At 62.9% G+C, this 24,730-nt stretch carries 14 protein-coding genes; 4 read left to right on the top strand and 10 right to left on the bottom strand.

What is annotated here, in order from left to right:
• Positions 1-82: 82 nt before the first annotated feature.
• From HDF16_RS14415 to HDF16_RS14400, 4 genes are all read right to left on the bottom strand, one after another.
• On the bottom strand, positions 83-496 hold the full coding sequence (locus tag HDF16_RS14415; protein ID WP_184217804.1) for a cupin domain-containing protein: 414 nt from the start codon (positions 494-496) through the stop codon (positions 83-85).
• Between the two features lie 138 nt (positions 497-634).
• On the bottom strand, positions 635-8,056 hold the full coding sequence (locus tag HDF16_RS14410) for a choice-of-anchor D domain-containing protein (protein ID WP_184217803.1): 7,422 nt from the start codon (positions 8,054-8,056) through the stop codon (positions 635-637).
• A gap of 297 nt (positions 8,057-8,353) precedes the next feature.
• Positions 8,354-9,748, bottom strand: coding sequence for a nucleotide sugar dehydrogenase (locus HDF16_RS14405; protein WP_221312862.1), 1,395 nt, complete (start codon positions 9,746-9,748; stop codon positions 8,354-8,356).
• Positions 9,749-9,761: 13 nt separating this feature from the next.
• Positions 9,762-10,709 carry an SDR family oxidoreductase gene (locus tag HDF16_RS14400; RefSeq protein ID WP_184217801.1) on the bottom strand — a complete coding sequence of 316 codons (948 nt, stop codon included), beginning with the start codon at positions 10,707-10,709 and terminating at the stop codon, positions 9,762-9,764.
• A 293-nt stretch (positions 10,710-11,002) separates the two neighbouring features.
• On the opposite strand from HDF16_RS14400, the gene HDF16_RS14395 reads away from it, so the two are divergent.
• Entirely contained in the window at positions 11,003-11,749 is a 747-nt protein-coding gene (locus HDF16_RS14395; RefSeq protein WP_246409113.1) for a YcbK family protein, read from the top strand.
• 111 nt (positions 11,750-11,860) lie between these two features.
• On the opposite strand, the gene HDF16_RS14390 is transcribed toward HDF16_RS14395, so the two are convergent.
• The 3 genes from HDF16_RS14390 to HDF16_RS14380 form a co-directional block, all read right to left on the bottom strand.
• The gene (locus HDF16_RS14390; RefSeq protein WP_184217799.1) at positions 11,861-11,998 is read right to left on the bottom strand and encodes a hypothetical protein; all 138 of its coding nucleotides are present in this window, start codon (positions 11,996-11,998) and stop codon (positions 11,861-11,863) included.
• A 132-nt stretch (positions 11,999-12,130) separates the two neighbouring features.
• Positions 12,131-12,508 carry a hypothetical protein gene (locus HDF16_RS14385; RefSeq protein WP_184217797.1) on the bottom strand — a complete coding sequence of 126 codons (378 nt, stop codon included), beginning with the start codon at positions 12,506-12,508 and terminating at the stop codon, positions 12,131-12,133.
• A gap of 140 nt (positions 12,509-12,648) precedes the next feature.
• A complete protein-coding gene (locus tag HDF16_RS14380) occupies positions 12,649-13,005 on the bottom strand; it encodes a nuclear transport factor 2 family protein (protein ID WP_184217795.1) in 357 nt (118 codons plus the stop codon).
• A gap of 100 nt (positions 13,006-13,105) precedes the next feature.
• Between HDF16_RS14380 and HDF16_RS14375 the strand changes: the two genes are divergently transcribed.
• The 3 genes from HDF16_RS14375 to HDF16_RS14365 all read left to right on the top strand — a co-directional run bounded on the left by HDF16_RS14375 (position 13,106) and on the right by HDF16_RS14365 (position 17,215).
• Complete coding sequence (locus HDF16_RS14375) at positions 13,106-14,017, top strand: cupin domain-containing protein (RefSeq protein ID WP_184217793.1); 912 nt, start codon at positions 13,106-13,108, stop codon at positions 14,015-14,017.
• A 211-nt stretch (positions 14,018-14,228) separates the two neighbouring features.
• Entirely contained in the window at positions 14,229-14,573 is a 345-nt protein-coding gene (locus HDF16_RS14370; protein WP_184217791.1) for a PadR family transcriptional regulator, read from the top strand.
• Positions 14,570-17,215, top strand: a complete 2,646-nt coding sequence (locus HDF16_RS14365; RefSeq protein ID WP_184217788.1) for an ABC transporter permease — start codon at positions 14,570-14,572, stop codon at positions 17,213-17,215. Before HDF16_RS14370 ends, HDF16_RS14365 begins: the two co-directional genes overlap by 4 nt.
• Positions 17,216-17,688: 473 nt before the next feature.
• On the opposite strand, the gene HDF16_RS14360 is transcribed toward HDF16_RS14365, so the two are convergent.
• The 3 genes from HDF16_RS14360 to HDF16_RS14350 all read right to left on the bottom strand — a co-directional run bounded on the left by HDF16_RS14360 (position 17,689) and on the right by HDF16_RS14350 (position 24,332).
• On the bottom strand, positions 17,689-19,701 hold the full coding sequence (locus HDF16_RS14360) for a glycosyltransferase family 39 protein (protein ID WP_184217786.1): 2,013 nt from the start codon (positions 19,699-19,701) through the stop codon (positions 17,689-17,691).
• A 39-nt stretch (positions 19,702-19,740) separates the two neighbouring features.
• Complete coding sequence (locus tag HDF16_RS14355) at positions 19,741-21,777, bottom strand: PP2C family protein-serine/threonine phosphatase (protein WP_184217784.1); 2,037 nt, start codon at positions 21,775-21,777, stop codon at positions 19,741-19,743.
• 233 nt (positions 21,778-22,010) lie between these two features.
• On the bottom strand, positions 22,011-24,332 hold the full coding sequence (locus HDF16_RS14350) for a protein kinase domain-containing protein (RefSeq protein ID WP_184217782.1): 2,322 nt from the start codon (positions 24,330-24,332) through the stop codon (positions 22,011-22,013).
• Positions 24,333-24,730: the final 398 nt, after the last annotated feature.

Here is a 24,730-nt window from a genome sequence, read left to right as displayed (position 1 = left end):
TAGGAATCAGCAGGTTCGGCGCTCTCCTGCATACTACTCAGCAGCACTTACCTCGCCGCCTTCTTCATTGAATTGCCGTCCGTTAACGATTCTCCGTGTCCTTGGCGCGCACCAGCAACGGCTTGCCCTTTTCGACGACATACGTCGCGAGCTCCACGCCCCGAACCGTTCCCGGATTGCGCGCCATATGCACCTTCCCTGCGGGAACGAAGAAGACATCGCCAACCTTCAGCGTGACCGGCTTCTCCCCCTCCAACTGAACCTCCAGCTCGCCTTCGGGAACATAGATCAATTCCTCCCCTGGATGGCTATGCCATGGCGCGACAGCACCCGGCGCGAAGTCCACCCGCGTCTGGATCGCCTCGTGACCCTCGATGGAGATGTCATGCCGTTGAAGATCGGTTCGCGTCAGACCCACCGGCGGCGATATCGAAAACGCCGCAGCTCCAACAGCGAAAGGAACTAACGCACAAAGAGTAGCAACAGTCCGATTCATAAAGCTCCTCGCTTTCGTTTGCTCAACAGCATGCTAACCCCTGCGTCTGGCGTGTCCCACATCTCGATTTAGAGACCTGTGATTTAGGGTGCCCCACCCATGGCTCGCCTTTGGCCAGGGGTCGGTCCTCCACAAACCTCACTGCACCACCAGCGTCAAAGTCACCGACCGCGTCAACCCCGCACTCGTCGCCGACACCACAATCGAATACGTCCCGTTCGGCGTCACCGGCGACCCTCCTCCACCGCTTCCTCCACCACCCGGCGGAATTGTCCGCCCCGACCCACATCCAGCCAGCGCGATCAGCCCCACAAACATCAACAAGCCCCGGAAACGAAGCCGACGCCGAAACGGCAACACCACCGGCAAAATCATCACCCACCACACTCCCGATGGCCGCACAACCGAAGCCACCGTAGCCACCGTCACCCCCGTATCCACCGTCGCCGAGATCGTCGTCGCTGTCCCCAGCCCCGCGCTCCCCGGCGTCACCACACACGTCGCATTCGCCGGAGCTCCCGTACACCCGAGCGTCGCCGTCCCCGGAATCCCCGCAGCCGAACTCAGCAGCAGCGGATACACCGCCGCCTTGCCGCTGCTCACCGTCACGCTCGTCGCCCCATTCGTCGTCAGCGAAAAATCCACCCCCATTCCCGCCAGCGGCAGCACCGTCGGCGGCCCAGGAGCATTTGTCATCGCCGAAACCGTCCCCGTCCTCGCTCCTCCCACCACCGGCGCAAACACCACCTGGAACATACACGACCCTCCCAACGCAACCGTCCCCGTGCAGGCATTCGTTACCGCAGGAACGCTAAAGTCCCCCGTCAACTCAATTCCCGCCACATTCAGCGGCTCCCCACCATTGTTCGACAACGTCATCACCTGCGGCGCGGAGAGCGTAGCCACCCCCGTCGCCCCAAACGTCAGCCCCGCCAGGGGCGACAGCGTCACCCCCGGCGGAGCCACGCCCGTGCCCAACAGCGCCACCGTCTGCGTCTTGAGCTGGTCGGACACAGTCAGAGTCCCACTCCCCACCCCCACGCTCTTCGGCACCGACACCACCGAGATTGCACAGCTCGCATGTCCAATCAGCGAGCTCCCACACGCACTCGTAGCCGCAAAGTCCCCGCTCGTCACCTGCGCCGAGATCAGCGTAAGCGCATTGTCCCCCGTATTCGTCAGCGTCACCATCAGCGCCGAACTCCGCGTATTCAACTGCTGCGGCGCAAACGTTAGAGCCAGCGGACTCAGCCCATCCGTCGCAGTGTTCGCGCCAACACCCGTAAGCGCCGCCGTCTGCATCCCCACCGAATCCGTCACCGTCAACATCCCCGCCCGCGTCCCCGAAGCCGTCGGCGTGAACACAATCCCCACCGTGCAGCCCGTCTGCGTCGCCAGCGCTCCCCCACACGTATTCGCGCTCAGCACATAATCTCCACTAATCGACACCCCCTGCAGCGTCGCCCCCACCCCTCCCGTATTCGAAATGGTCAGATACTGCACCGCACTCGAACTCCCCAGCGTGACCGTCCCAAGGTTCATGCTCGTGGGATCAAGTACGATCGCCGCCGGCGTAGCTCCCGTCCCCGTCAACATCGCTGTCGCCACCTGCCCGGCAGCCGCTCCCGTCACCGTTAGAACTCCCTGCCGCGTCCCAGACGCCGTCGGATCAAACACCACCGCCACACCACAGCTCGCGTTCCCGCTCAACACCTTCCCCGCACACCCATCCGTCTCCACAAACTCCCCGGTCACCGAAACCTTCCCCACCGTGATCTGCCCTTCGCCGGAGTTCGAGATCATCACCGTCTGCGCCGCCGAACTCCCTCCAACCACCGTCGCCGCAAACGTCACCATCCCCGGCGTCAAAGCCACCGTCGGCGGCTCATATCCCGTCCCGTTCAGCGCCACCGCCTGCGACCGAAACTGATCGGAGACCGTCAGCGTCGCCGTCACCGCCCCATCCGCCACCGGCGTCAACGTCACCTGGATCGCGCAACTCGAATGCCCCACCAGCCTCGCCCCGCACTGATTCATCGCCGTGAAATTCGCATTCGACACCGTCGTCGCAATCAGCGTCAGCGTCTCATCGCCAGCATTCGTCAGCGTCACCGCCTGCGCCGCGCTCGCCAACCCCACCGTAACCGTCCCAAAGCTCAACGTCGGCGGCGACAGCGCATCGGTCGCCGGAGAAGCTCCCGTCCCCGTCAGACTCGCCGTCTGCACCCCCACCGAGTCCGTCACCGACAACGTCCCAGTCCGCGCTCCCCCAGCCTTCGGCGTAAACACCACCGACACCGTGCATCCCGTCTGTGGAGCCAGCGACTGCCCACACGTCTCCACTGGCGTGCTGAAATCCCCCGTAACCGTGATCGTCGTCAGCGCCGCCCCGATGCCGCCCGTATTCGAGATTGTGACGTTCTGCACCGCGCTCGTCGCTCCCAGCGTCACCGAACCAAAACTCAGCGCCGTCGGCACAAGCACAATCTGCGCCGGCGTAGCTCCCGTCCCCGTCAGCCCGACCGTGGCCGTCGCAGCGTTTGACGGCTGCCCCGTTACATTCCCCGTCCCGTTCACCGTCAATGTCCCCTGCAACACGCCCGCCGAGAGCGGCGAGAACCGCACCTGTATTGAGCACGTCGCCGCCCCACTCAATGCCGCGCCAAGGCAGTTGTCCGTCTCCGCAAACGTCCCCGGCCCCGCAGTCCCCGGCCCAGCCACCCCCGACCCGATCACCACTGACCCAATCACCAGCGTCCCGCCACCCGGGTTCGACACAGTCACCGTCTGCGCCGCCGACGTCTGTCCGATCACCGTCAACGGAAACACCACCGGCCCCGCTGGCACCCCCACCGCCGGTGGCGAATAGGCACTTCCTGAAAGCGCGATCGTCTGTGACCGCAGCGCGTCTGAGACCACCAGCGTTCCGGTCGCCACCCCTGCCACGGTCGGCGAAAACACCACCTGCATCGTGCACGAAGAGTGCCCATTCAACACCGCCAAGCACCCGCTCGTCACCGAGAACGGCCCGCTCGCGATCTTCGCCGACACCAGTGTCAACGGCTCGTCCCCAGCATTCGCCAGCGTCACACTCTGCGCCGCGCTGGAAGTCCCTGCAAGGATCGGCACAAAGCTCAGTGACTGCGCCGACAGCGAGTCCGTCGGTGCAGTCGCCCCTGTGCCGGTCAGAGAAGCCTGCTGCCCCCCCACCGAATCCAGCACATTCAACACCCCGCCCCTCGTGCCCCGACCCGTCGGCGCAAACACGATCGACACCGTACATCCCACACCCGGCCCAAGCGACGGCCCACACGTATTCGCCGTGAGCTGGTAGTCCCCGGAGACCACAGGCACCTCGAGTGTCGCTGCCACCCCTCCGGTATTCGAGATCGACACACTCTGCGCCGCGCTCGTCTTCCCCACCTCCAGCGTCCCAAAGTCCACGCTCCCCGGCGTCAGCGCAATCGCGGCAGCAGCCACCGCCGTCCCAGTCACCATCGCCGTCGCCTGCTGCCCCGCCTGCGTCCCATTCACCGTGATCACGCCCGTCCGCGTCCCCGGCGCGCTCGGCGCAAACGTCACCTGGATCGTGCAACTGAACGGCCCTGTCACTGTCCGGTTGCCGCAGTTGTCCGTCTCCGTAATGTCCCCGGTAGCCGAGACCGTTCCCAACGTAAGCTGCCCGGCGCCCGCGTTCGTCACCACCACCTGTTGCGACGTGCTCCGCTGCCCCACAGTCGTCAAAGGAAACGTGAGCGAACTCGGCGTCAGCGCCACCGTTGGCACCGCGACCGCAGTCCCCGTCAACGCCACCGTCTGCGACCCATACTCGTCCGTCACCACCAGAGTCCCTGTACGAGTCCCTGCCGCCGTAGGCGCAAACGCTACCTGCATATTGCACGCCGCATGTCCGCTCAAGGCCGTGCCGCAGCTGTTCACCAACTGAAAATCCGCTGACCCGATCGCAACCGAGATCCCGGTCAGCGCCGTATCTCCCGCGTTCGTCAGGAATACCGTCTGATACGCACTCGTCGTCCCCACCATCTGCGCCCCAAACGTCAGCGCCATTGGCGAAAGCGTATCCGTCGCCTTCAAAGCCGCCACCCCGGTCAGCGAAGCAAGCTGCGTCCCCGCCGAGTCCGCGACCGCCAAACTTCCATTCCGTGTCCCCGCCAACGTCGGCGCGAAGATCAGCCCCACCGTGCAGCTCCCTCCCGCCGCCAGCGAGCCTCCGCACCCGTTGCTCACAATCTGAAAGTCTCCCGTCACACTCTCAGAAAACAGCGCCACCGCCACCCCACCCGTGTTCGCGATCACCACGTTCTGCGCCGCCGACGTCCCTCCCACCGTCACCGTCCCAAAGCTCACCGAAGGCGGAGTCAGCACCACCGCTCCCGCAGCCGCTCCTGTCCCACTCAGAGCCGCCGTCGCCCGCCCTCCAGCCACGTTCGCCGAGATCGTCAATACCCCCGTCGCCGCCCCCGCCGCCGTCGGAGCAAACACCACCTGCACTGCGCAGCTTCCGCCCGCAGCAACCGGTGACCCCACGCAGTTATCCGTCTCCGTGAACTCTCCCGTCGCCGTCATACCCGACACCACCAGCGCCGCACTCCCGCTGTTCGTCACCGTAATCGTCTGCGCCCCACTCGCCGCTCCCACCGCCACCGTCCCAAACGCGAGCGCCACCGGCGTCAGCGTAATCGCCGCGTTCGTACCCGGCCCCGCCGTAAGCAGCGGAATCTGCCATATCCCTCGCCCATACGTTCCCGCCCGCAACTCGCCATTCGACCCACCACCCGCAGGCGTCGTCGCCGAAGCCACCAGCTGCACCACCGGAGCATTCGGCAACCCGCTGCCGTAAACACTCCAGCAATTCGCGCTCGCACAACTTGTAACGTTTGTAGCTACATAAACTCCCGTATCCGTCGCCACATAAACCGTGCCCGCATCGTTGGGATCGACCACGATGCTGTTCGCAGGCGCATCCGGCAGATTGCTCCCGATGTTCGTCCAGTGCGCCCCGCCATCGGTCGAGCGATACGCATGCACCGCCGTCACTCCATTGCCCGCAAACCCCATCACCGTCGCATACACCGTCATTCCCGTCGTGTCGTGCGGATCGACCGCCACGGAGGAAATATCGAACCCCGCCGCGTTGAACACCCCGCCATTCACCCCATCGTTCGTAACCGGCGAGCCCGCAAGATCCGTCCACGCCGTCCCCGAACTAGCCGCGTTCGCCGCCGCCGTCGCAAATACATGCCCACCCACGCTCCCTCCGCCGTCGAGCACCCCCGCCATCCCCGAATACAGCACCGTCGACCCACTCCCCGCCGCCGTGCTCGCGGTCGTCCCCGGTCCTCCCGCAGCGAGCGACCTTACAAAGTTGTTCGTCCCATCGCATGCCGAGTTCTGCGGGCCGCCAAACTCGCTGCTCAAAACATTCGTCGACGGCCACGCTGTACTCTGCGCCGCCGGCCCACGCCACACCCGGCACGTCCCAATCAGCACATTCGAGCTCAACGCCGGGTCCAGCAGCCACGGCGGATCGATCAGCGAAACATCCCGCGTCACCTGCGGCGCTCCAATCGTCGGCAGCGTATCGAAGTTCGACGCAGCGCACGAGCTTCCCTTGCTGCAATACGTAATGCTCACCCCCGCCGCCGTCGACGCATACCACTTCGTCGGACTCACCGGGTCGATCGCCGAATAACCTCCCTCCCCATCCGCCAGTTGTCCCCACGCCGAAAGATCCGAAGCCGTCGAAGTCGCCGCCGTCCCATTCGCTCCCAGCCCCGCCAGCAGCATGTTCGAGTCCGTCGGATGCTGCGAGAACTGCACCACCTCCGCCAGCGACCCGAGCCCTCCATTCAAATTGTCGAAGTGGCTCGCATCGTCCACCGCGCAGGGACTCCCGTCCTCCGCCACGCCATCGAGCGACCTCCACAACCCGCCATCATTGCCCACAAACACCAGCGGCAGCGACCCGCCAACCAGCCCCGCCAGCGCATGCTGCCCCGGAGCCACCATCGCCGGAGCCGCGCACCCATCGTCCACATGCGTCGTATTCCGGAACGCACACCCACCCGCCCCCGTAGCCGCAGTAGTCAAACTGCACCGATAAAGATCAAGCGCCCCCGCAAACAGCAGCGTACTGCTCCCCGAAGCCATCGCCGTCAGCGAAAGGTCATAGTCCCCTTGGGGAATCGCCCCTCCCGTCTCCAGCGGCCCCGCATTCAGCTTTGTCGCAAACGAGATCGCACTGGCACAACTCCCGCCCACCACCGCGCAACTGTCACGCCATATCCCCTGGTCGCCATTCGACGCGTCCACCGTGAACGCGAACGTGTCGCCGCTCTCCGGCTGCACCGCCAGCGCTCCGCGAAAGATGGGGCAGCCGGTACTTCCCGTCGTCCCCGAATTCGTCGGACACGCCGCCGCCGTCAGCCCCGCTCCGGGCTGCGCTGCCAGCCGCGTCCACACCGTCCCATCCACCGACTCGTAGTATCCGTGGAACCGCACCGCTGCATAAAACCTCTGCCGCACCGGATTCCAAACCACCGCCGTCGCCGCATTTCCGCCCAGATTCGCCCCGTATAACAGCGGCTGCTGCACAATCTGGCTTCCGTCTTTGATCACGGCCATCTGCCAGCTCACGCCCGCGTCCTCCGAAAAGTACAGCCCGCGAACGCTGTATCCCGACTCCCCGGCGTTCACAAACTCCCCCTCCGCTGCGTCCCCCACCGCCGCCACCCAGACCCCCGGCAAAGCCGAACCTGTAGATCCAGTCGAAGCCGCCAGCCCCGCAAACCCCAGCCCCACAAAGCTGTGTATCCCGTTCACCCCGTCATCCGACTCCTGCGCCAACGTCCACGTCGCTCCTCCATCGACGCTCCGCAACACCCCGCTCCCGTAAAACGAGTCCAGCGCGTCATTCGTGTCTCCCGTCCCAGCCAGGATCACACTCCCGCCCAGCCCGTTCGCCACACCCATCGCCCCGATACTCAGTGACGCCACCGCCGTATGCCCGCTATCGAGCGAGAAAACTGGCAACGTATCCGTCAGCGGAACAAACTTCACCGCCGCCGCTGCTCCAGCCGCGTTCGTCGACTTCCAAACCCCGCCGCCGGTCGTCCCCACATAAACCGTATTGCCCGTCGCGTCAGCCGGATCGATGGCAATCGCCGTAACCCGCCCGGTCACATTGCCATACGCCAGGCTCGCCACCTGCATCGGCCCCACCGGCTGCCATGGAGCCGCCAACGAAACCGTCGACGAAGCCGCCCGCGGTTCAGCGAGCATCGCCGCTTGCCGTCGCCGCGCCATCTCCATCGCCGCCGCAGCACGCCCTCGCCCAGCCATAAACCGCCGCGCCCGCAACCCGTGCCCCGTTCTCCCGTAGTTTGTGCCCCATTCATGCGGCCCTATCGCATGAGTGGAACCCGGCGATCCACCATCAGGAAGCGGGACACCAAGCGGCAAATCCTGCCCCAATCCCAACCCACAAGCAAGCACAACAAGCCCCACCGATCCGCACCACAAACCGGCGCGGCGGTGCATTCTTCCGCGGCACAGTCGCCGCCATCTGGGAAGAGTCGGAAGGCCCATGCTCCTGCTCCGGACCACCTGCGGCATCTTCAACGATGCTGCAAGCCAGTTCGCAGTCAGTCAACGCAGAACCTGGAAAAGTAAGAGAGGAGTTAGTTCACAAATCTCAAAACGGGAATGGCAGAAAACGTACATCCAGGGGCGGCTCTAAAGGCCACGTCCTGTCCTCTCAACCCAGTCACACTCGACAGGGTGCCCCACATCTCGCTCCTGAGATGTGGGAACGTAAACATCCAACCGCACAAGAATCTAACAACGCACGATCTTAGCCGACTTGATCGCCCGCGTTGCGTTCCTAGAATCTACCACCAGCCGCGCCTCACTTACGATCTTTTCGTAGTCGTAGTCCGAGTGATCCGTAGCAATCAAAACGCAGTCAAAATCACTCACCTGCTCCAACGGAGTCGAAGCCAGATTCAGGTCATACTTCCGCCCACGACCCACCGTCGGGAAGAACGGATCGTTATAAGCCACCGTCGCTCCAGCCTTCTGCAGCAACTCGATAATCGTCAGCGAAGGCGACTCCCGAAGATCATCGACATCCTTCTTGTACGCAACTCCAAGCACCAGCACCCGGGCTTGGCCAAGATGGACGCCGTTCTTCTCCATCGCCCGTGCCGCCGTCTCCACCACATGCAGCGGCATCGACTCGTTCACCTCGCCCGCAAGCTCGATAAACCGCGTCTGCAGCCCATACTGTTCCGCCTTCCACGTGAGATAAAACGGATCGACCGGAATGCAGTGCCCACCCACCCCCGGCCCCGGATAAAACGCCTGGAACCCGAACGGCTTCGTCGCCGCCGCGTCGATCACCTCCCAGACATCGATCCCCATCTTCTCGCACAGCTGCTTCATCTCGTTCACCAGCGCAATGTTCACGCACCGGTAGATGTTCTCCAGCAGCTTCGTCATCTCCGCTGCCGCCGGCGACGACATCAGCACTGTCCGGTTGAACACCGTCCCATAGAGCGCCTCCGCAGCCTTCGCCGCCCGCTCATCCACTCCGCCAATCACCTTCGGAATGTCCCGCCGCGGCGTGACGACGTTGCCCGGATCTTCCCGCTCCGGCGAAAACGCCACCATCACGCCATCAAGATCGTCCTGCCCCTTGCGCAGCACCTTCAACCCGCGCGAAGCCCCATACCGGTTGATCGTCTCCACCACGATCTCTTCCGTCGTCCCCGGATACGTCGTACTCTCCAACACCACCAGCTGCCCCGCGCGCAGATGCGGCGCAATCGCCTCCATCGTCGACACCACGTAGCTCATATCCGGCGTATGGTTCTCGTGTAGCGGAGTCGGCACGCAGATCAACACCGCGTCCATATCCGCAATCTCTGAGAAATCAGAGGTCGCCGAGAACCCGGCCTCCTGCGCCCCGCGAATATGCTCCGCCTCGATCCGGTGGATATACGACTCACCGGCGTTCAGCAGCTCCACCTTCCCGTAGTCGATATCGAAGCCGGTAACGCGGAACTTCTCCTCGCTGAAGAGCAGCGTCAGCGGAAGTCCAACGTACCCCAGGCCAACGATGCCCACCCGGGCCGTACGGTTCTCAATGCGTTGAAGCCAGTCGGACAAAGAACCGGGGAGAGAAGTTGTAGCAATTCTGGTAGTGGCCTGATCCAGCGTAGATGTCGTCAATTTGTAGTGAGCCTTACTGCCCCAGAGTGTCCTGATACCAGGCAACCGTCCGGCGCAGCCCTTCCTCGAACCCGACCAGGGGCTTATAACCAAACGCTTCCTGGGCAGCTGTGATATCGGCCAGTGAGTCGCGAACATCGCCCGCACGCACTTCCGTATACATTGGAAGGCCGTCGAACCCTAAAAGTTGCGCAAGAATGCGATACGTCTCATTCAGCGTATGTCGTTCACCGCACGCAACATTGAACACGCGCCCCGCAACTTTCTCCGCCGGAGCCGCCATCGCCAGTAAATTCGCGCTCACCGCGTTGTCGATGTACGTAAAATCACGCCCCTGCTCCCCGTCTCCGAAGATCGTCGGCGTGTCCCCGTGCATCATCTGCAGGATGAACTTCGCCATCACGCCCGAATAGGGCGAGTCCGGCACCTGCCGTGGCCCGAAGATGTTGAAGTACCGCAAACACACCGTCTCCAGCCCATAAACCTGCCAGTACGACTGCATGTAAAGCTCGCCCGCCAGCTTCTGCACCGGGTAGGGAGCGATCGGTTGCGGCTTCATCCCCTCATGTCGCGGAAACCCCGGCTGGTTGCCATACGCCGACGAAGAAGCGGCGTACACCACCCGCTTCACCCCGTTCGCCCGAGCCCCCTCCAGCACATTGAACGTCCCATTCAGGTTCGACTCATGGCTCGTCCGCGGATCCTTCACACTACGAGGCACCGATGGCAGCGCCCCCTGGTGCAGGATGTAATCCACACCCTCGCACGCCCGGTTCACCGCATCCGCGTCCCGCAGGTCGCCCTCATGAAACTCGATCCGGTTCAGGATGCGCGAAAGGTTCCGCCGGCTACCGGTAGAAAAATTGTCGAACGCACGCACCTTGTCCCCGCGGGTCACAAGCGTATGCGTCAAATGAGAGCCAATAAATCCGGCTGCGCCGGTAATAAGATAGGTCGCCAAGTCCCAAGTTTACCGTACCGAGCACGCCGATCCTGTCGGCAGCCCACTACCCGGGTGCCCCATCCATGACGCGCTTTGGGTCATGGGTGGGACGTAAACCGCTACCAGCCTCGTTCCAGGCAGCAGAATCCCGCCATTTCGCCCCCCTCACAATAGATGTAGCGACACGAGACACCCGCCTCCGGTAGAATTTCCACATAACTGCGATGTGGCAAAGACTACCTCGCGTACCTGGGCCCTTAGTCCCCCACGCAGGGTAAGACGTTGCGAATTCAATTCAGGAGTCTGCCGTTTTGCCATTGCATCTTGCCGCGCCCTTTCGCCGCCTCGCGGCGCATCGCCAAGTTCTAACGCTAGCTGCTGTTACCGCCGTCCTTCTAGCCGTTGCACCCACGGCGAGCGCACGCACCATCCCGCGCCACAAGCACCCTCGCATCCACGCCGTCAGGAACATACTCCTGAACGTCGGCCTGCCCGGCATCGGTCTCCTTCTCGACGACGACGATGTACCCGCCGAAGATGGCCAGAAGTACGAACTCAAGCTCGTCCGCCAGGGCGGCGAGATCATCGACGTCGTCTACCGCGTAGGGGACACCTACATTCCCGACGCTCTCAACCAGCTCAGCGAGTTCCTGCACGATACCCACAACGAAGAGGTCAAGGACTACGATCCACGCACCTTCGACGTGCTGCATACCATGCTCGCAAAGCTGGGACGATCAACCAGCGCGATTGAAATTCTCAGCGCCTACAGAACGCAGGAGACGAACGACGCTCTCCGTGCCAGCGGAACCACCAACGCTGCCGAACACTCGCAACACATTGAAGCCAAGGCCATCGATATCCGCGTTCCCGGCGTTCCCGCCGCACAACTGAGAGACGCAGCCCTCTCACTGAATGCCGGAGGCGTCGGCTACTACCCCAAGAGCCAGTTCATCCACGTAGATACAGGCCCAGTCAGGGAATGGACTTTCGCACCCCACAAGGTGAGAGCGAGATCTAAAGCGAGAGCGAAACACTCCCGCCACCGCCGCGCATAAAAGGCAAAGCAAAAGTAAAGCGCACCACCACTCCGCCTCTTCCTCCGGCATCTTGATGCCCGAAGAAGGGGCGGATTTTAGTTGGTAACGCCCTTAGGTTTGATCGTGATCTTAGCTCTCGCTCATCGTCTGCATGCGGTAGTCCTCGCAGCCCTGCCCACGAACCGCAGCCACAAATCGGTCGATTCCAATTCTTCTCAGGAGTCGGGCAGCAGCCTCGAGAGCCGGGTTCGTCTGGGTCTGTTCCATGGGGACCTCCTCAAGTACCTTCCCCTATTGGACTCCATTCGGAGGCCTCTTGGGATCGGAAGATATTTCCCATCAAATCAGCACAAAACTCCATGTACCCGTCGTTCAGAGGCGGCCGTTGCGATGCCGCCGTTAAAATCCGCTCGGCGATTGTGCGGCATCCTTCGAAAACCACACGATGCTCTCGATCTTGCCCTCCGCAGACAGACGGATCGAGTCATACCCTATCGCATCCGCCGTTCCATCCGGAAGTATAAGTTGCCACTCAATCAGCGCAACGTCATGGTGGGCATATGCGCTGCGTGCCACAAACTTACCTCCCGGCACCTTCGCCTGGATGCCCTCGATATCCTTGATCACGCCCTCGTGCCCCGCAGAGACCCCGGTTGGGCCTGAATAGGCCAGGTTTGCAGTCAGCACGCGGTCAAGGATCTGACGCCGCTCCTGATCCGACACGTTCGTCCACGCGGTTGCATATTCGTTCCACACCTTCACAGCGTTTGAAGCCATTTTGTTCTCCTTGAATGATCTGCTGATTTATTTGCCGGTTTCACCACGTCTCTGTTTGGAGCCGTCTGCATCACCACGCCTTTTGTTTGTCTTTGTTTGTCATTCCCGAAGGGAATCTGCTTGTGTCCTTGGTTTTTCCGCTAGGTCTTCCAAAAGCCAGCCAGATGCACCAGCAGCCCCTGCTCATTGAACCGCGCATAACTATGCGCCGTCAGAAACTCCGACCCGTCCCTGTTGAACATCGTCCACTCCGCCAACAACTGCCCATGCTGGACCAGCAGCTTGTTCGTCCTGAAGTGCGCCCCCGGAAACTGCACCTGAAACCCTCCAACATGCTTTACCAGATTCCCTAGCCCCTGCCCTTCGTTGAGCGGATTCGTATAGACCACATCCGCAGCCACGCTAGCCGCCAGCAACCGCTCGCGCTCCCCCACTGGTACGTCCGCCCACGCATCCTGATAGGTGTTCCAAATCCCTAGAAGCTGTTCATCCGTCATAGTCGATCCTTCCTTTCCTCGTGCTTTTCCAAGGTAGGCCGAACCGTTCGCACGGTCGATAATCTAAACACCTAATATGTTCATCAGGAGTCCAATAATCGTGGATCCATTTCTGGACCTCATTCGCCTCCTCCGCCCTCAAGCCATGCTCTGGTCGCGAATCGACGCCGCAGGCTCGTGGGGACTCGGATTTCGCAAGCGCGACGACCTGCTCTTCTGCTGGGTCGAACAGGGAGAGTGTCTGCTGACCCGCCCCTCCGTCGCCCCGGTCCATCTGCATAAGGACGACTTCGTAGTTGTTCGCACCTCCGAACCCTTCGCCCTCGTCACCAGCCTCGACATAGAACCCCTCGACAGCGAGACCGTAGTCGCCGCCACCGGCAGCGTCTCCTTCGCCCTCGGAACCGGCACCGACTCTCCAGTCATCCTCCGCGGCGGCAAGCTTGTCTTCGACTCCGCCAACGAACTCCTGCTCTCCGGCCTCCTTCCGTCGCTGATCCACGTCGCAGCCGACGACACCTCTTCGGAACGCGTGCGTTCCCTGCTCAAGATGAATGAGACCGAGACCCGCCAGCCCGGCCACGGCAGCGAGTTCATCGTCATGCGCCTCATGGAGCTCCTCTTCGTAGAGATCCTTCGCAACAAAGCCTTCCAGGTAGCTCCGCAGCAGACCGGTCTGCTCGCCGGCCTCGCCGACCCGGTCACCGCACGCGCCCTCTCAGCCATGCACAAAGACGTCGCCCATCACTGGACCGTCGCATCCCTCGCCCGCCTCTGCAACGTCTCGCGCTCAACCTTCGCCACCCGCTTCCGCGCGATCGTCGGCACCGGCCCAATCGAATACCTCGCCCACTGGCGCATCGCCCTCGCCAAAGACGAGCTCCGCCGAAGCACACGAAGCATCGGCGAGATCGCGCTCGCCATCGGCTTCCAGTCCTCCAGCGCCTTCAGCACCGCCTTCACCCGAGCGGTCGGCTCCTCACCAAAACGCTTCGCCGCCCGCCCCAGATGATGGCGCATTCAACCGAAAGCCAAGCAGCCTGCCCGCTCTCCAAAGCGGAGAGCCCCGCAGTGGCTTTCACTCATTCCGCCACTAAAGCCCGGGTGCCCCATCCATGACGCGCTTTTGGTCATGGGTGGGACGTAAACCTTCCCCTTGACATCCGACAAGAAGCGTACGATCATCATCTCGAACCGCTCTTGTCGAACATCAAGGGGAATAAATGCCGCCATCCACTGACCTACTTCAAGGCACTCTCGACGTCCTCATTCTCAAGACCCTCGCCCTCGAACCCATGCACGGCTGGGGCATCGCCTTCCGCATCCAGCAGATCTCGAAAGACGTCCTCCAGGTCGGCCAGGGCTCGCTCTACCCCGCCCTTCACCGCCTCGAGTACAAGGGCTGGATCGCCGCCCACTGGGGCACGTCCGAGAACAATCGCAAGGCCAAGTTCTATGCCCTCACCCCAACCGGCAAGAAGCAGCTCGACACCGAACTAGCCACCTGGGATCGCCTCAGCTCCGCCATCGCGCTCGTTCTCAACGCCACCCCGGAGCTTTCCTCATGACCGGTGAACTCGCCTCCCGCCTCCGCTTCTTCTTCCGCCCAAAGCCCATCGCCGCAGTCAATGAAGAGCTCCGCGCCCACATCGACGCCGCCATCGACGCCAACCTCGCCTCCGGCATGTCCCCCGCCGAAGCCCGCCGCAAAGCCATCATCGACTTCGGCGCCTTCGAGTCCGCCCGCGAAAGTGCCTTCGATCAGCGACCCTCCGCCGCCTTCGACCGCCTTCGCCAGGACATCCGCTACTGCCTCCGCACCCTCCGCCGCGACCGTGGCTTCACCGCCATCGCCGTCGTCATCCTCGCCCTCGGCATCGCCGCCAACGTCGTCGTCTTCTCGCTCGTCGACACCATCCTCCTCCGCCCGCTCCCGTTCGCCGAGCCCGACCGCCTCGCCTGGATCGCCCCCGCCGACACCTCCGGCGGCCTCTCCGGAGCCACCTACTCCTCCGACGCCTACGACGACTTCCGCGCCATCAACCACTCCTTCACCGACATCACCGGCTACTTCGCCTTCTCCTCCCCCGACAACATCAAGATCACGGGCACCAACTCCGCCATTCCGCAGCCCATTACCGGCATCGGCGTCCTCGGCAACTTCCTCAACGTCCTCGGCGTCACCCCCGTCCTCGGCCGCAACTTCACCCCCGCCGAGGCCCAGTCCCACGCCGCCCCCGTCGTCCTGCTCTCCTATCCCTTCTGGAAGCAGCACTTCCACTCCGACGCCAGCATCATCGGCAAAGCCATCTCGCTTGACAACCACCCCACCACCGTCGTCGGCGTCCTTCCCTCCGGCTTCGACTTCGGTGCCGTCTTCTCTCCCGGTACCCGCGTCGATGTCCTCACCCCCACCGCCCTCGACGACATCCGCACTTACGGCAATACCCTCACGCTCATTGGCCGCATGAAGCCCGGCATCACCCTCGCCCAGGCCTCCGCGGATGCCCGTCTCGTCGCCCCGCAGCTCTACTGGGGCAAAAGGGATCCAACCTCAAAGGGTGCCTACGGCCCCATGGAAGCCACCGGCCTCAAAGAGCACGTCGCCGGACAGCTTCGCCGTTCGCTTAATCTCCTCTGGGTCGCCGTCGGTCTCATCCTGCTCATCGTCTGCGTCAATCTCTCGAACCTCCTCATCGCCCGCGCCGCCACTCGCTCGAAAGAGTTCGCACTCCGCGTAGCCCTCGGTGCCAACCGAGCCCGCCTGGTCCGCCAGCTTCTCACCGAAAGCGCCATCCTCTCGATCGGCGGCGCAGCTCTCGGCCTCCTTATCGCCTTCGGGGTCACCACCTGGCTCGCCCATCAAGGCTCACTCGCGCTTCCCCTGCTCGCCACCCTCCACATCGACACCACCGTCCTCCTCTGGACCCTCCTCATCGCCCTCGTCACCACGCTCCTTCTCGGCCTGGCTCCCGGCATCAAGATGTCCACCGGCAACCTTCACGAAACCCTCAAAGACTCCGGCACCAACGCCAGCGACGGCCGCAAGAACGAGACCCTCCGCACCGCTCTCGTTATCTCCGAGGTCGCCCTCGCCTGCGTCCTGCTCGTCGGCGCAGGCCTGCTCCTGCGCAGCTTCCTCCACGTCCTCGACATCGATCTAGGCTTCCGCCCCGCCCAGGGCTACAGCATCCAGATCGAACAGAGCCCCAGCCGCAACGTCGAAGTCCGCAGCGCCTTCTACCAGACCGTCCTCAGCGACGTCTCCAGCATCACCGGCATCGAAGCCGCCGGCCTCTCCGACAACTTGCCCCTCACCCGTAATCGCAGCTGGGGCCCTCCCGGCGTCAAAGGCGTGGACTACCCGAGGAACGCCCGCCCCGGGACCCTCGTCTACGTCGTCTCCCCCGGATACCTGCCCGCCATGGGCATGAAGATCAACGGCCGCGACTTCTCCTGGCACGACACCGCCAAGACCGAACTCGGCATCATCCTCAACAAGAAGGCCACCGACTTCCTCTTCCCCGGCCAGGACCCCATAGGCCGCATGGTCGAGTTCGGCGGCAAGAGCGACCGCATCGTCGGCGTCGTCCCCGACGTCCACGCCGACGGCGTCGAGTCCGACACCGGCTGGCAAGTCTATCTCGACATCTCGCAGGACTGGGGCGAAGACGGCACCCAGCTAGTCGTCCGTAGCCGCCTACCCGCCGATGCCCTTGCCCCCGTCATTATGGCCAAGCTCCGCGCCCTCAACCCCGGCCAGCCCGCAGCCACTCTCCAACCCCTCCAGCAGATCGTCGACCACGCCACCTCCCCGCGCCGCTTCTTCGCTGTCCTGGTCGCCATCTTCGCGGCCCTTGGACTTGTCCTCGCCTCGCTCGGCATCTACGGCGTGATCAGCTACACCGTCACCCGCCAGACCCAGGAGATCGGCATCCGCATGGCCCTCGGAGCCAGCCAGGCCAGCGTCCAGCGCCGCATCCTCAAAGCCACCCTGCGCATGACCGCCATCGGAGTAGCCATCGGCGCAATCGCCTCGCTCACCATGGGCAAGCTCATCGCCTCGCTCCTCTTCGCCACCGAAGCCACCGACCCCACCACCTTCGCCGCCACGGTAGCCATCCTCATCGGGGTAGCCCTCATAGCCGCCTACCTACCCGCCCGCCGAGCCTCACGCATCAATCCCATGACCGCCCTCCGCAACAGCTAACGAGCGTCAACCCGGGTGCCCCATCTTCGTGACAGCTTCATCGTCGCTAAGGTGGGACATTCGTGCAATGCACGAACCGCCTTCCCACCCCAAAAAAGCGTCACCTCGACCAGAGAGACGAACAGCTTCCCCGCCGTACCTTTCAGCCACATGAACCGGGTGCCCCATACCTGGCAGCCTCATAACCAGATGTGGGATTGCCGCCACAACTTCGGGTGCCCCACCCAAGGCGGGCACCTGGCCATGGGTGGGTCCGCCACATCCATCTCCGGTGGCAAGAGCCCCACATCCGCTCCTCAAATACCAGCCACAAGCGTCGGTTGCCCCATATTTGGCGGTCTCATCGCCAGATGTGGGATTGCCGAAACAACTGCGGGTGCCCCACCCATGGCAAGCCTTTGGCCATGGGTGGGTCCGCCACATCCATCTCCGGTGGCAAGCCCCACATCCGCTCTCTCAAGTCCCAGCGAATCTCACCGACCACCCCCACCCGTCTTCTTCTGAAGCTCTTCCACCATCGCTTTCCCAAACACCGGATCCAACTCCCCCGCTCCCAACGCGCTCCGATAAGCCGTCTGCGCCTCAGCCGGACGCTTCAACGCCTCCAGTGCATCCCCGGCTGCCTTCCACGCCACCGCACTCTCCGGGTCAAGCGTCCGTGCCTCCGTCGCCTCGCCCAACGCCGCCTGAAAGTTACCGGTCTGCTGAAGCCTTCCTGCCGCCTCGACATGCTCCAGCGCCGCAGCCGGCCCCAGCCTGAAACTTCCCTCGTACACATTCACCGCCCGGTCGATCACAGCCGAAGGCGTCACCTCGCGAAACGAAGCATACGGATTCATCTTCCCCGGTATGTCCGTACCCGCCAGGATGCCGTCGCTCACCAGCACCAGCCCGGAGACATTCGGATCATTCCCGAAGTGCATCGCCCCAATCCCCGTCCAGGCACCCGCGCCCGTCGGCAATACCTGGCACTGAATCCCGTAGTCGCGAAAGTCAGCCGCCCCCTGCTCGTAGTACGCAAAGTAGCAAGGCCTCCCCGGATGCTCATCCAGGTACCGCTTCACATACCTCAACTGCTGGCCAAAATCCGTATTCGAGTCCGAAAGATACAGGTGCGTCTTCGACGGCCCTCCCCACGCCTCGTTGGCATAAGCCAGCAGCCCCGGCCTCGCCGCAAACGACCCCACCACCTGCCACACCAGCAACACCCCAAACGCATACGCGAGCTTCTTATCGCGACTCACGAAGTAAGACACACACCCGGCGATCAGGATGTAGCACAGCGGAATGATTGGAAGCAGATGCCTGTATCCGATGCCGATATCCGAAGCGCAGGCGATCGAAAACAGCACCACCGTCGGCACTGCAAGAAAGATCACCTCGCGCTGAACCCTCCACCGCCGGCTCACCAGAGCGATCACCGTCGCCACCAGCAGAATCAGAAACGGCAGCGTGGACTTGATCGCCAGCGCCCCAGGGTAGTACCACCGCGAAGCCCCGTGAGTCAGGTGCCCAAAGAAGTAGCTCGGCAACGACGCAGCCGAGATCTTGGTATCCGCCAGCCCATACAGATAACCCTCCGGCAGCAGATGAATCCGCGCCGCAAACACCATCGCCCCACGGCTCAGCGGCGACGTTAGTTGCTGCAGATAGGCCCCCGTCAGCGGGTTCAGCGCCAACCCATCCGGCCGTGCCGCATACCGAAACCGATAGATCGCCCAAACGCACACAAACCCAATCGCCGAAGCGACGACAAGCGCCACCGCCATCTGCCGCCCCGAAGCAGCCTCGCCCTCATCACGCCGACGCCATAGCTCCAGCAGCGAGATCACCGCCAAAATCGGCACAATGAAGATCCCCGTGAACTTCGCCGTAAGCGCCAGCCCCACCGCCAAGCCGAGCACAACCATCCGCGCCATTGATGGCCGCTTCACCACGCGGTAGTACGCATACACCGCCAGCAGCGTCATCAGGCTCGCTCCAATGTCTGTCGTCACATAACTGCCATGCGCCAGGAAGTTTGGATCGAACGTAAATAGCGCCAGCGCAAAGATCGCAGCCAGATCGCCAAACATCTCCCGCGCCGCGAGAAAGATCGTGATCGCCAACAACGCGCTCAGGATTGCAGCCATCGTACGCGCCGGAATCAGCGTCCGGTCGATGCCATTGGCCGCGAGAAATCGCTGCCCAAGCACGAACCCTTCTTTCTTGAACTCGTCGCCGGTATAAGGCGGCTGCTGGATATCCCGGTGCAGCAGCGGGATAGCGTCCCACATCTTCACCAGCGGCGGTACCTCCGGATTGAACCCAAAGTCCGCATGTGTCCACGAGAGCCATCCGGAGTAGAGATGCTGCGATTCATCCCAGCTCACCGAATCCATCTTCGCCGTGCGCACGCACTGCGCAAAGAACAGACACACCAACGCAATCGCAGCCAGCGACCATACTCCGACCCGCTTCAAACTCCCACCCGACACCTCGGACATCACGCAATCCCCCGGGCCAGCTTACGACGAGTCACCACATCACCCCACCGCCACCGTCCTCAAATCCACCGACATCCGCTCCCGCACGTCCTCCGCATGCACCCGGATGATCTTCACCACGGTGATATCGTCCATCTGCCCAAACGCCTTGGCCGCCTCCGCAATCGCCCGCACCGTCGGCCGAGGCCGCATGATCTCCGCAGCCCGCTCGAACCCATAAAGCTCCCCGCTCTTGCTCTGCGCCTCCAGCACCCCGTCCGTATAGATCGTCACGTCATCGCCTTCACGCAAAGCGAACCGGCTCTCCTCGAACTCCGCGTCATACGCCAGACCCAACGGCAACGACCCCGTAGCCGCCATCTCCTCGCCGTTCACAAACGGCGCAAGATGCCCCGCGTTCCCCATGGTCACTTGCCCATCAGCGCTCACATGCATCACCACGCACGTAGCGAACCCGCCATCTGTCCGCCCCATCAGCCGCCGATTCAGCCCCTGCAAAATCTCGACCGGGCTAGTCGTATACTCGGCCAGCGTCCGTACGGCGCCCACCATCACCGACACCGTCATCGCCGCCTTCAACCCTTTGCCGCTCACATCCGCCAGCACCACCAACACATCGCCGTCTTTCCCCGGCAGCACCTGGAACAGATCCCCACCCACCTCCTCCGCGGGCCAGTACAGCGTGCTGATCGCGAACCCTGCCACCGGCTCCATCGCCTCCGGAACCAGAACGCTCTGCACCTCCTTCGCGGACTTCACCTCGGCCTCCAGCACATGCTGCCGCCGCCGTTCGATCGTCTGCTGCCGCACCACCGTCCACACCATCACCACCAGCATCACTGCAACGATCTGCCCCCGCAGCGTCAGCCGGTAGTCCGGCCCGAAGTGCAGCGCTGCCTTCAGAATGAATGCCTGAAAGTCGATGTGGGTAAACCGCTTCCCTTGCCCCAGCGCGCCGTTGATCAAACCAAACGTATTCAGTGCAATGCACGCCAGCGCGAGCGGCAGCAGCGTCACGTCACGTCTCCGTCGCAGCCCCGCAGCCAGCAGTACGAACAGGTAGACCGGCAGCAGCGAATAGATCGCCGTCGTGATCCCATCCGTCAATTGGATACCCGGCCCGGCAACCGACCAGAAGGCAAGCACCGACGTATCCACAAGCTGCGCCCCCACATAGATCCCCATGAGAAGGAAGGTAGCCCGCCTCCACCATCTCACCTGATCCAGTCCAAACAGGGTCATGACCAGCATCCAGATCGCCAGGTCCTCCGTGGCGCCAATCATCTGGAGATAGAACTGATACCAGCCCAGCGTCGCAATTCGCTGGAATGCGGGAAACAAAAATGCGATACGTCCACTGTCGGGCAGCAGGAACAGGCCCAGCCACAGATAGAGCCGCTTGCGGCTGTCCCGCGCCCACATCCCGATGGCGAAGCATCCGATCACCAGAAGGAACGTGCCCTCCAGAATCTGGAGCAGGTTGCTCTGCAGGGTCTTTGCCATCTTCAGGTTCAAACGTTCGCTAAGAACCCGGCTCGCCCCAATCGACGGCGGACCATTCAGTCCGCCCATGTCATTGCCGGAGAGCGAGTCGAGCGGCACCTTCCAGACCCGGATCGCCAGCACCCCCTTCAGCGTCCGGCTGGCCTCCGCCTTCGGAAGCGCGATCACATCCGGCTGCGGCACCGCGTTCCACGTCGCATCCGGCGGCATGATTCCCCGCCCGCCAATCGCCACTCCATTCCAATAGAGCTCGTAGACGTCATCCACCGGCGGCATGGCGATCGACAGCGGCCCATCCACTCCATCGACCTCAATCGCCCGCCGGTACCATGCGAAGCCCACGTATCCGGGGTGCGTCTGCGACCCCCACGGCGAGTCTGCCGTGATCGTCTCCCACCCGCTATCGTCCAGCTTCGGATCGGCCCAGCGCAGGTCGTCGCTGGTATGAAACCGCCACGCCCCCGTCATCGTCACCGAGCCGCCGCCCGGATACGCTGCCTTGAACTCCTGCGCCTTAGCGTCCGTCACTCCCAGAAAGCAGAACACCAGCAGGCAGCCAAAGAAACGCTTCATTCAAAGCCTCAAGGAAAGGAACTCGCAAAGATGGCCCGGGGACGAATCTAGAATAGCTGCCAAGAGAATAAGCGCCAGCGACATCCGCCTCCAAACTATTTCGCGGGAAGCGCAGTGAAGCGCACACTTTGTGCCCCATTCATTCGCAGCCGTATCGCGAATGAGTGGGACGCCACAACGCAAGAGGCAAGCCGCACCTACGCACTCACCGAATCAGAACAGCTCCGGCCCGTCTACCCTTCCAGCCCAAACTCGTCCCGGATCGAATCATGCTCCCGCCGCAGATTCGTCATCAGCTCCTGGAAGCCAGCCTCACCCCGCAGCCCCCGAAGATAAGGATCGGTCTCGAACAGCCGGTAACTTGGCAGCCCCATCGCCGCACATCGTTCCAGCTCGTGGATCGCCTTCTCCGGCCTTCCACTCAACGTGTAAGCAGCCGCGCACGAGTGCCACGTATGGTGCGTGTGCGTCAGGCTACGCACGCTGTGCGCCGCCTCATCGGCAAGCTTTTCGGCGCGCCGCGGATCGCCTTCGACCCCCGCAACAATCGCCTCCAACCCTAAAGTGAACGACTCCGCCGGAAACATCTGCCGGGCCTTGCCGATCGCCACCTTGGCTTCTTCCAGCCGGCCACCGTACAACACCGCAATCGGCGCCATCAGGTGATTTAGAACGCCGTTCGGCTCCAACTCCAGCGCGCGAGCATAGTACTCCGCGCTCAAATCGAACTTGCCACGCTGCAGCGCAATCGCACCCTGGTGCATCATGCCCAACGCCGGGTTCGCCAGCTTTACCTCTTCCGCATCCCGCTCCGCGGCGTCAAAGAATCCGAGATGCCACAGAATCGCCGCCCGCTGATGACGCGCCGTAGGCCTTGCCGGATCGATCTTGATCGCCGCATTCAAAGCCCGCAGCGCAGCACGATTCTGAAAGCTCCGCGCAGGCGACCACAGGATCACGCTTCTCGCGCACAAAGCCGTGCACTGCACCGGGTCCAGTTCCAGTGTCCGCGCAATCGCTCGTTCGCCCAGCTCGAACCACTTCGGATCGGGATCAAGATGCGCCCCCATCTGCACATAGGCCTGCGCCAGCAGCCCCCATGCGTCGGCAAACGAGGGGTCCAGCTCCGTGGCACGATTCAGAAGCTCGATCGCCGAAGCCATCTCGAACTTGTCTACATGCACCTGACGATCCACCGCGCGAAGATAAAGCTCAAACGCGCCCGGATGCTTCGTCGGCGGCGTCTGCGTCCCCGTCCCGCCCTTCTGGCGCGGAACGAAGACCTCGCTCACCGTGTCCGCAAGCCGGTCCTGCAACGCGAAGAGATCGTTCGCGTCGCCATCCTGCTTCAAAGATGCAATCGTCGTCGCATCGCTCGCCCGATGAACCCCCACCAGCACCCGAATCTTCGGGCCGGCGATCTGGATCGTTCCTTCGACCACCATGTCGACGTTCAGCTCCCTCGCCACCCTCGCCCAGTCCACCTCTTCGCCCGCATACCGCATCACGCTTGCAATGGGCCGGGTCAGCAGCTTCCCCGTCGACGAGAGCCGGTGAATCAAAGCCTCCGCCAGCGACACTGCCAGATATTGTTCGCTGGCAGGCCCTCGCACCTTCAGCGGCAGCACCGCCACCGAAGCGCGCTTCTCCCGAACGTGAATCTCTTGCCGCAACGGAAAGGCAAGCGACCTCAACTCCGTAGCCAGTTCAATCGCGGACTCCGGCCGCTGGCTCCGCTCCTTCGCCAGGCACCGCATCACCAGCCGAACAAACTCCGGCTGCAGCTCCGGACGGTACACGCTCGGCGGCTCCGGATCCGTCGTCGCAATCTCATGCATCAGCCCAAGAAGGCTCGAAGCCTTGAACGGCGGCTCGCCAACCGCCGCCTCGTAAAGCACGCACCCCAGCGAAAAGATGTCCGACCGGAAGTCCGTCTCTTCCCCACGCGTCTGCTCCGGCGACATATACGCCACCGTTCCCACGATCTGGCCCACTCCGGTCAGCCGCGTAGCCCCATCGCTTCGCGTCACCTTCGCAATCCCGAAGTCCAACACCTTCACCTGCTGCGCCTTCGTGACCATGATGTTTGCCGGCTTGATGTCCCGATGAACGATGCCCGCTCCATGGGCCGCGCCCAGCGCCAGCGCCATCTGCGATCCCAGCGCAGCCAATTGCTCGAAGCTCAACGGCGCTTCGGCAACCATCTCCGTCAGCGTCCGTCCGTCGACAAACTCCATCACCAGAAAGTCGACATCCCCGCCCGTAGAGGTTCTGTCCGTGCAGATGTCATACAGCGCCACAATGTTGGGATGATTCAGCGCGGACGCAGCTCGCGCCTCGTTCAACAGACGGCTCCGTCCAGTATCGTTGGCCGTCTCGCGCGGCAGTATCTTGATCGCAACCGTGCGCTCCAGCCGCGTGTCCCGAGCGCAATAGACCTCACCCATGCCACCAGCGCCAATCGGCTTCTGGATCACATACCGCCCCAGGTAGGTCGTTGCTGGAGCGAGTTTGACCGCTGTCTCCGCGGACTGCGAATACGAACGATCAGACACGGGGCCTTCCCTCCACCGGCATCTCCACGATCAGCCGGGTCATTGCTCAAAACAAACAATCAAGCGAGGTGAAAGTCCTCGATGGAACAAATAAGCAGTGTCGCAAGGGCTCGATTCGTTTCGCCACCCAAGGTCGAGGTTCTTTCCCTCGAAGTCTAACACCCGCGCATTCAGCTCGAACTTCACTGAAACCCGGGTGCCCCATCCATCGCGTCTTTATCTTTCGCGATGGTTGGGACGTAGACCCTGACTCAGCCAGATGCCCCATCTTTGCGACAGCACCATCGTCGCGAAGATGGGGTATTCGTGTGAAGCACGAACCGCCTTCTTCCCAACCCTCAAATACTCCGTCATCCTGAGCGAAGGCGCTTGCAGTCTCACCGCAAGCGCCGGAGTCG

The sequence above is a fragment of the Granulicella aggregans genome (assembly GCF_014203275.1).
Taxonomy (GTDB): domain Bacteria; phylum Acidobacteriota; class Terriglobia; order Terriglobales; family Acidobacteriaceae; genus Edaphobacter.
The sequence above is the reverse complement of the archived record's forward strand: the minus strand, read 5'-3'. Positions and strand labels throughout refer to the sequence as shown.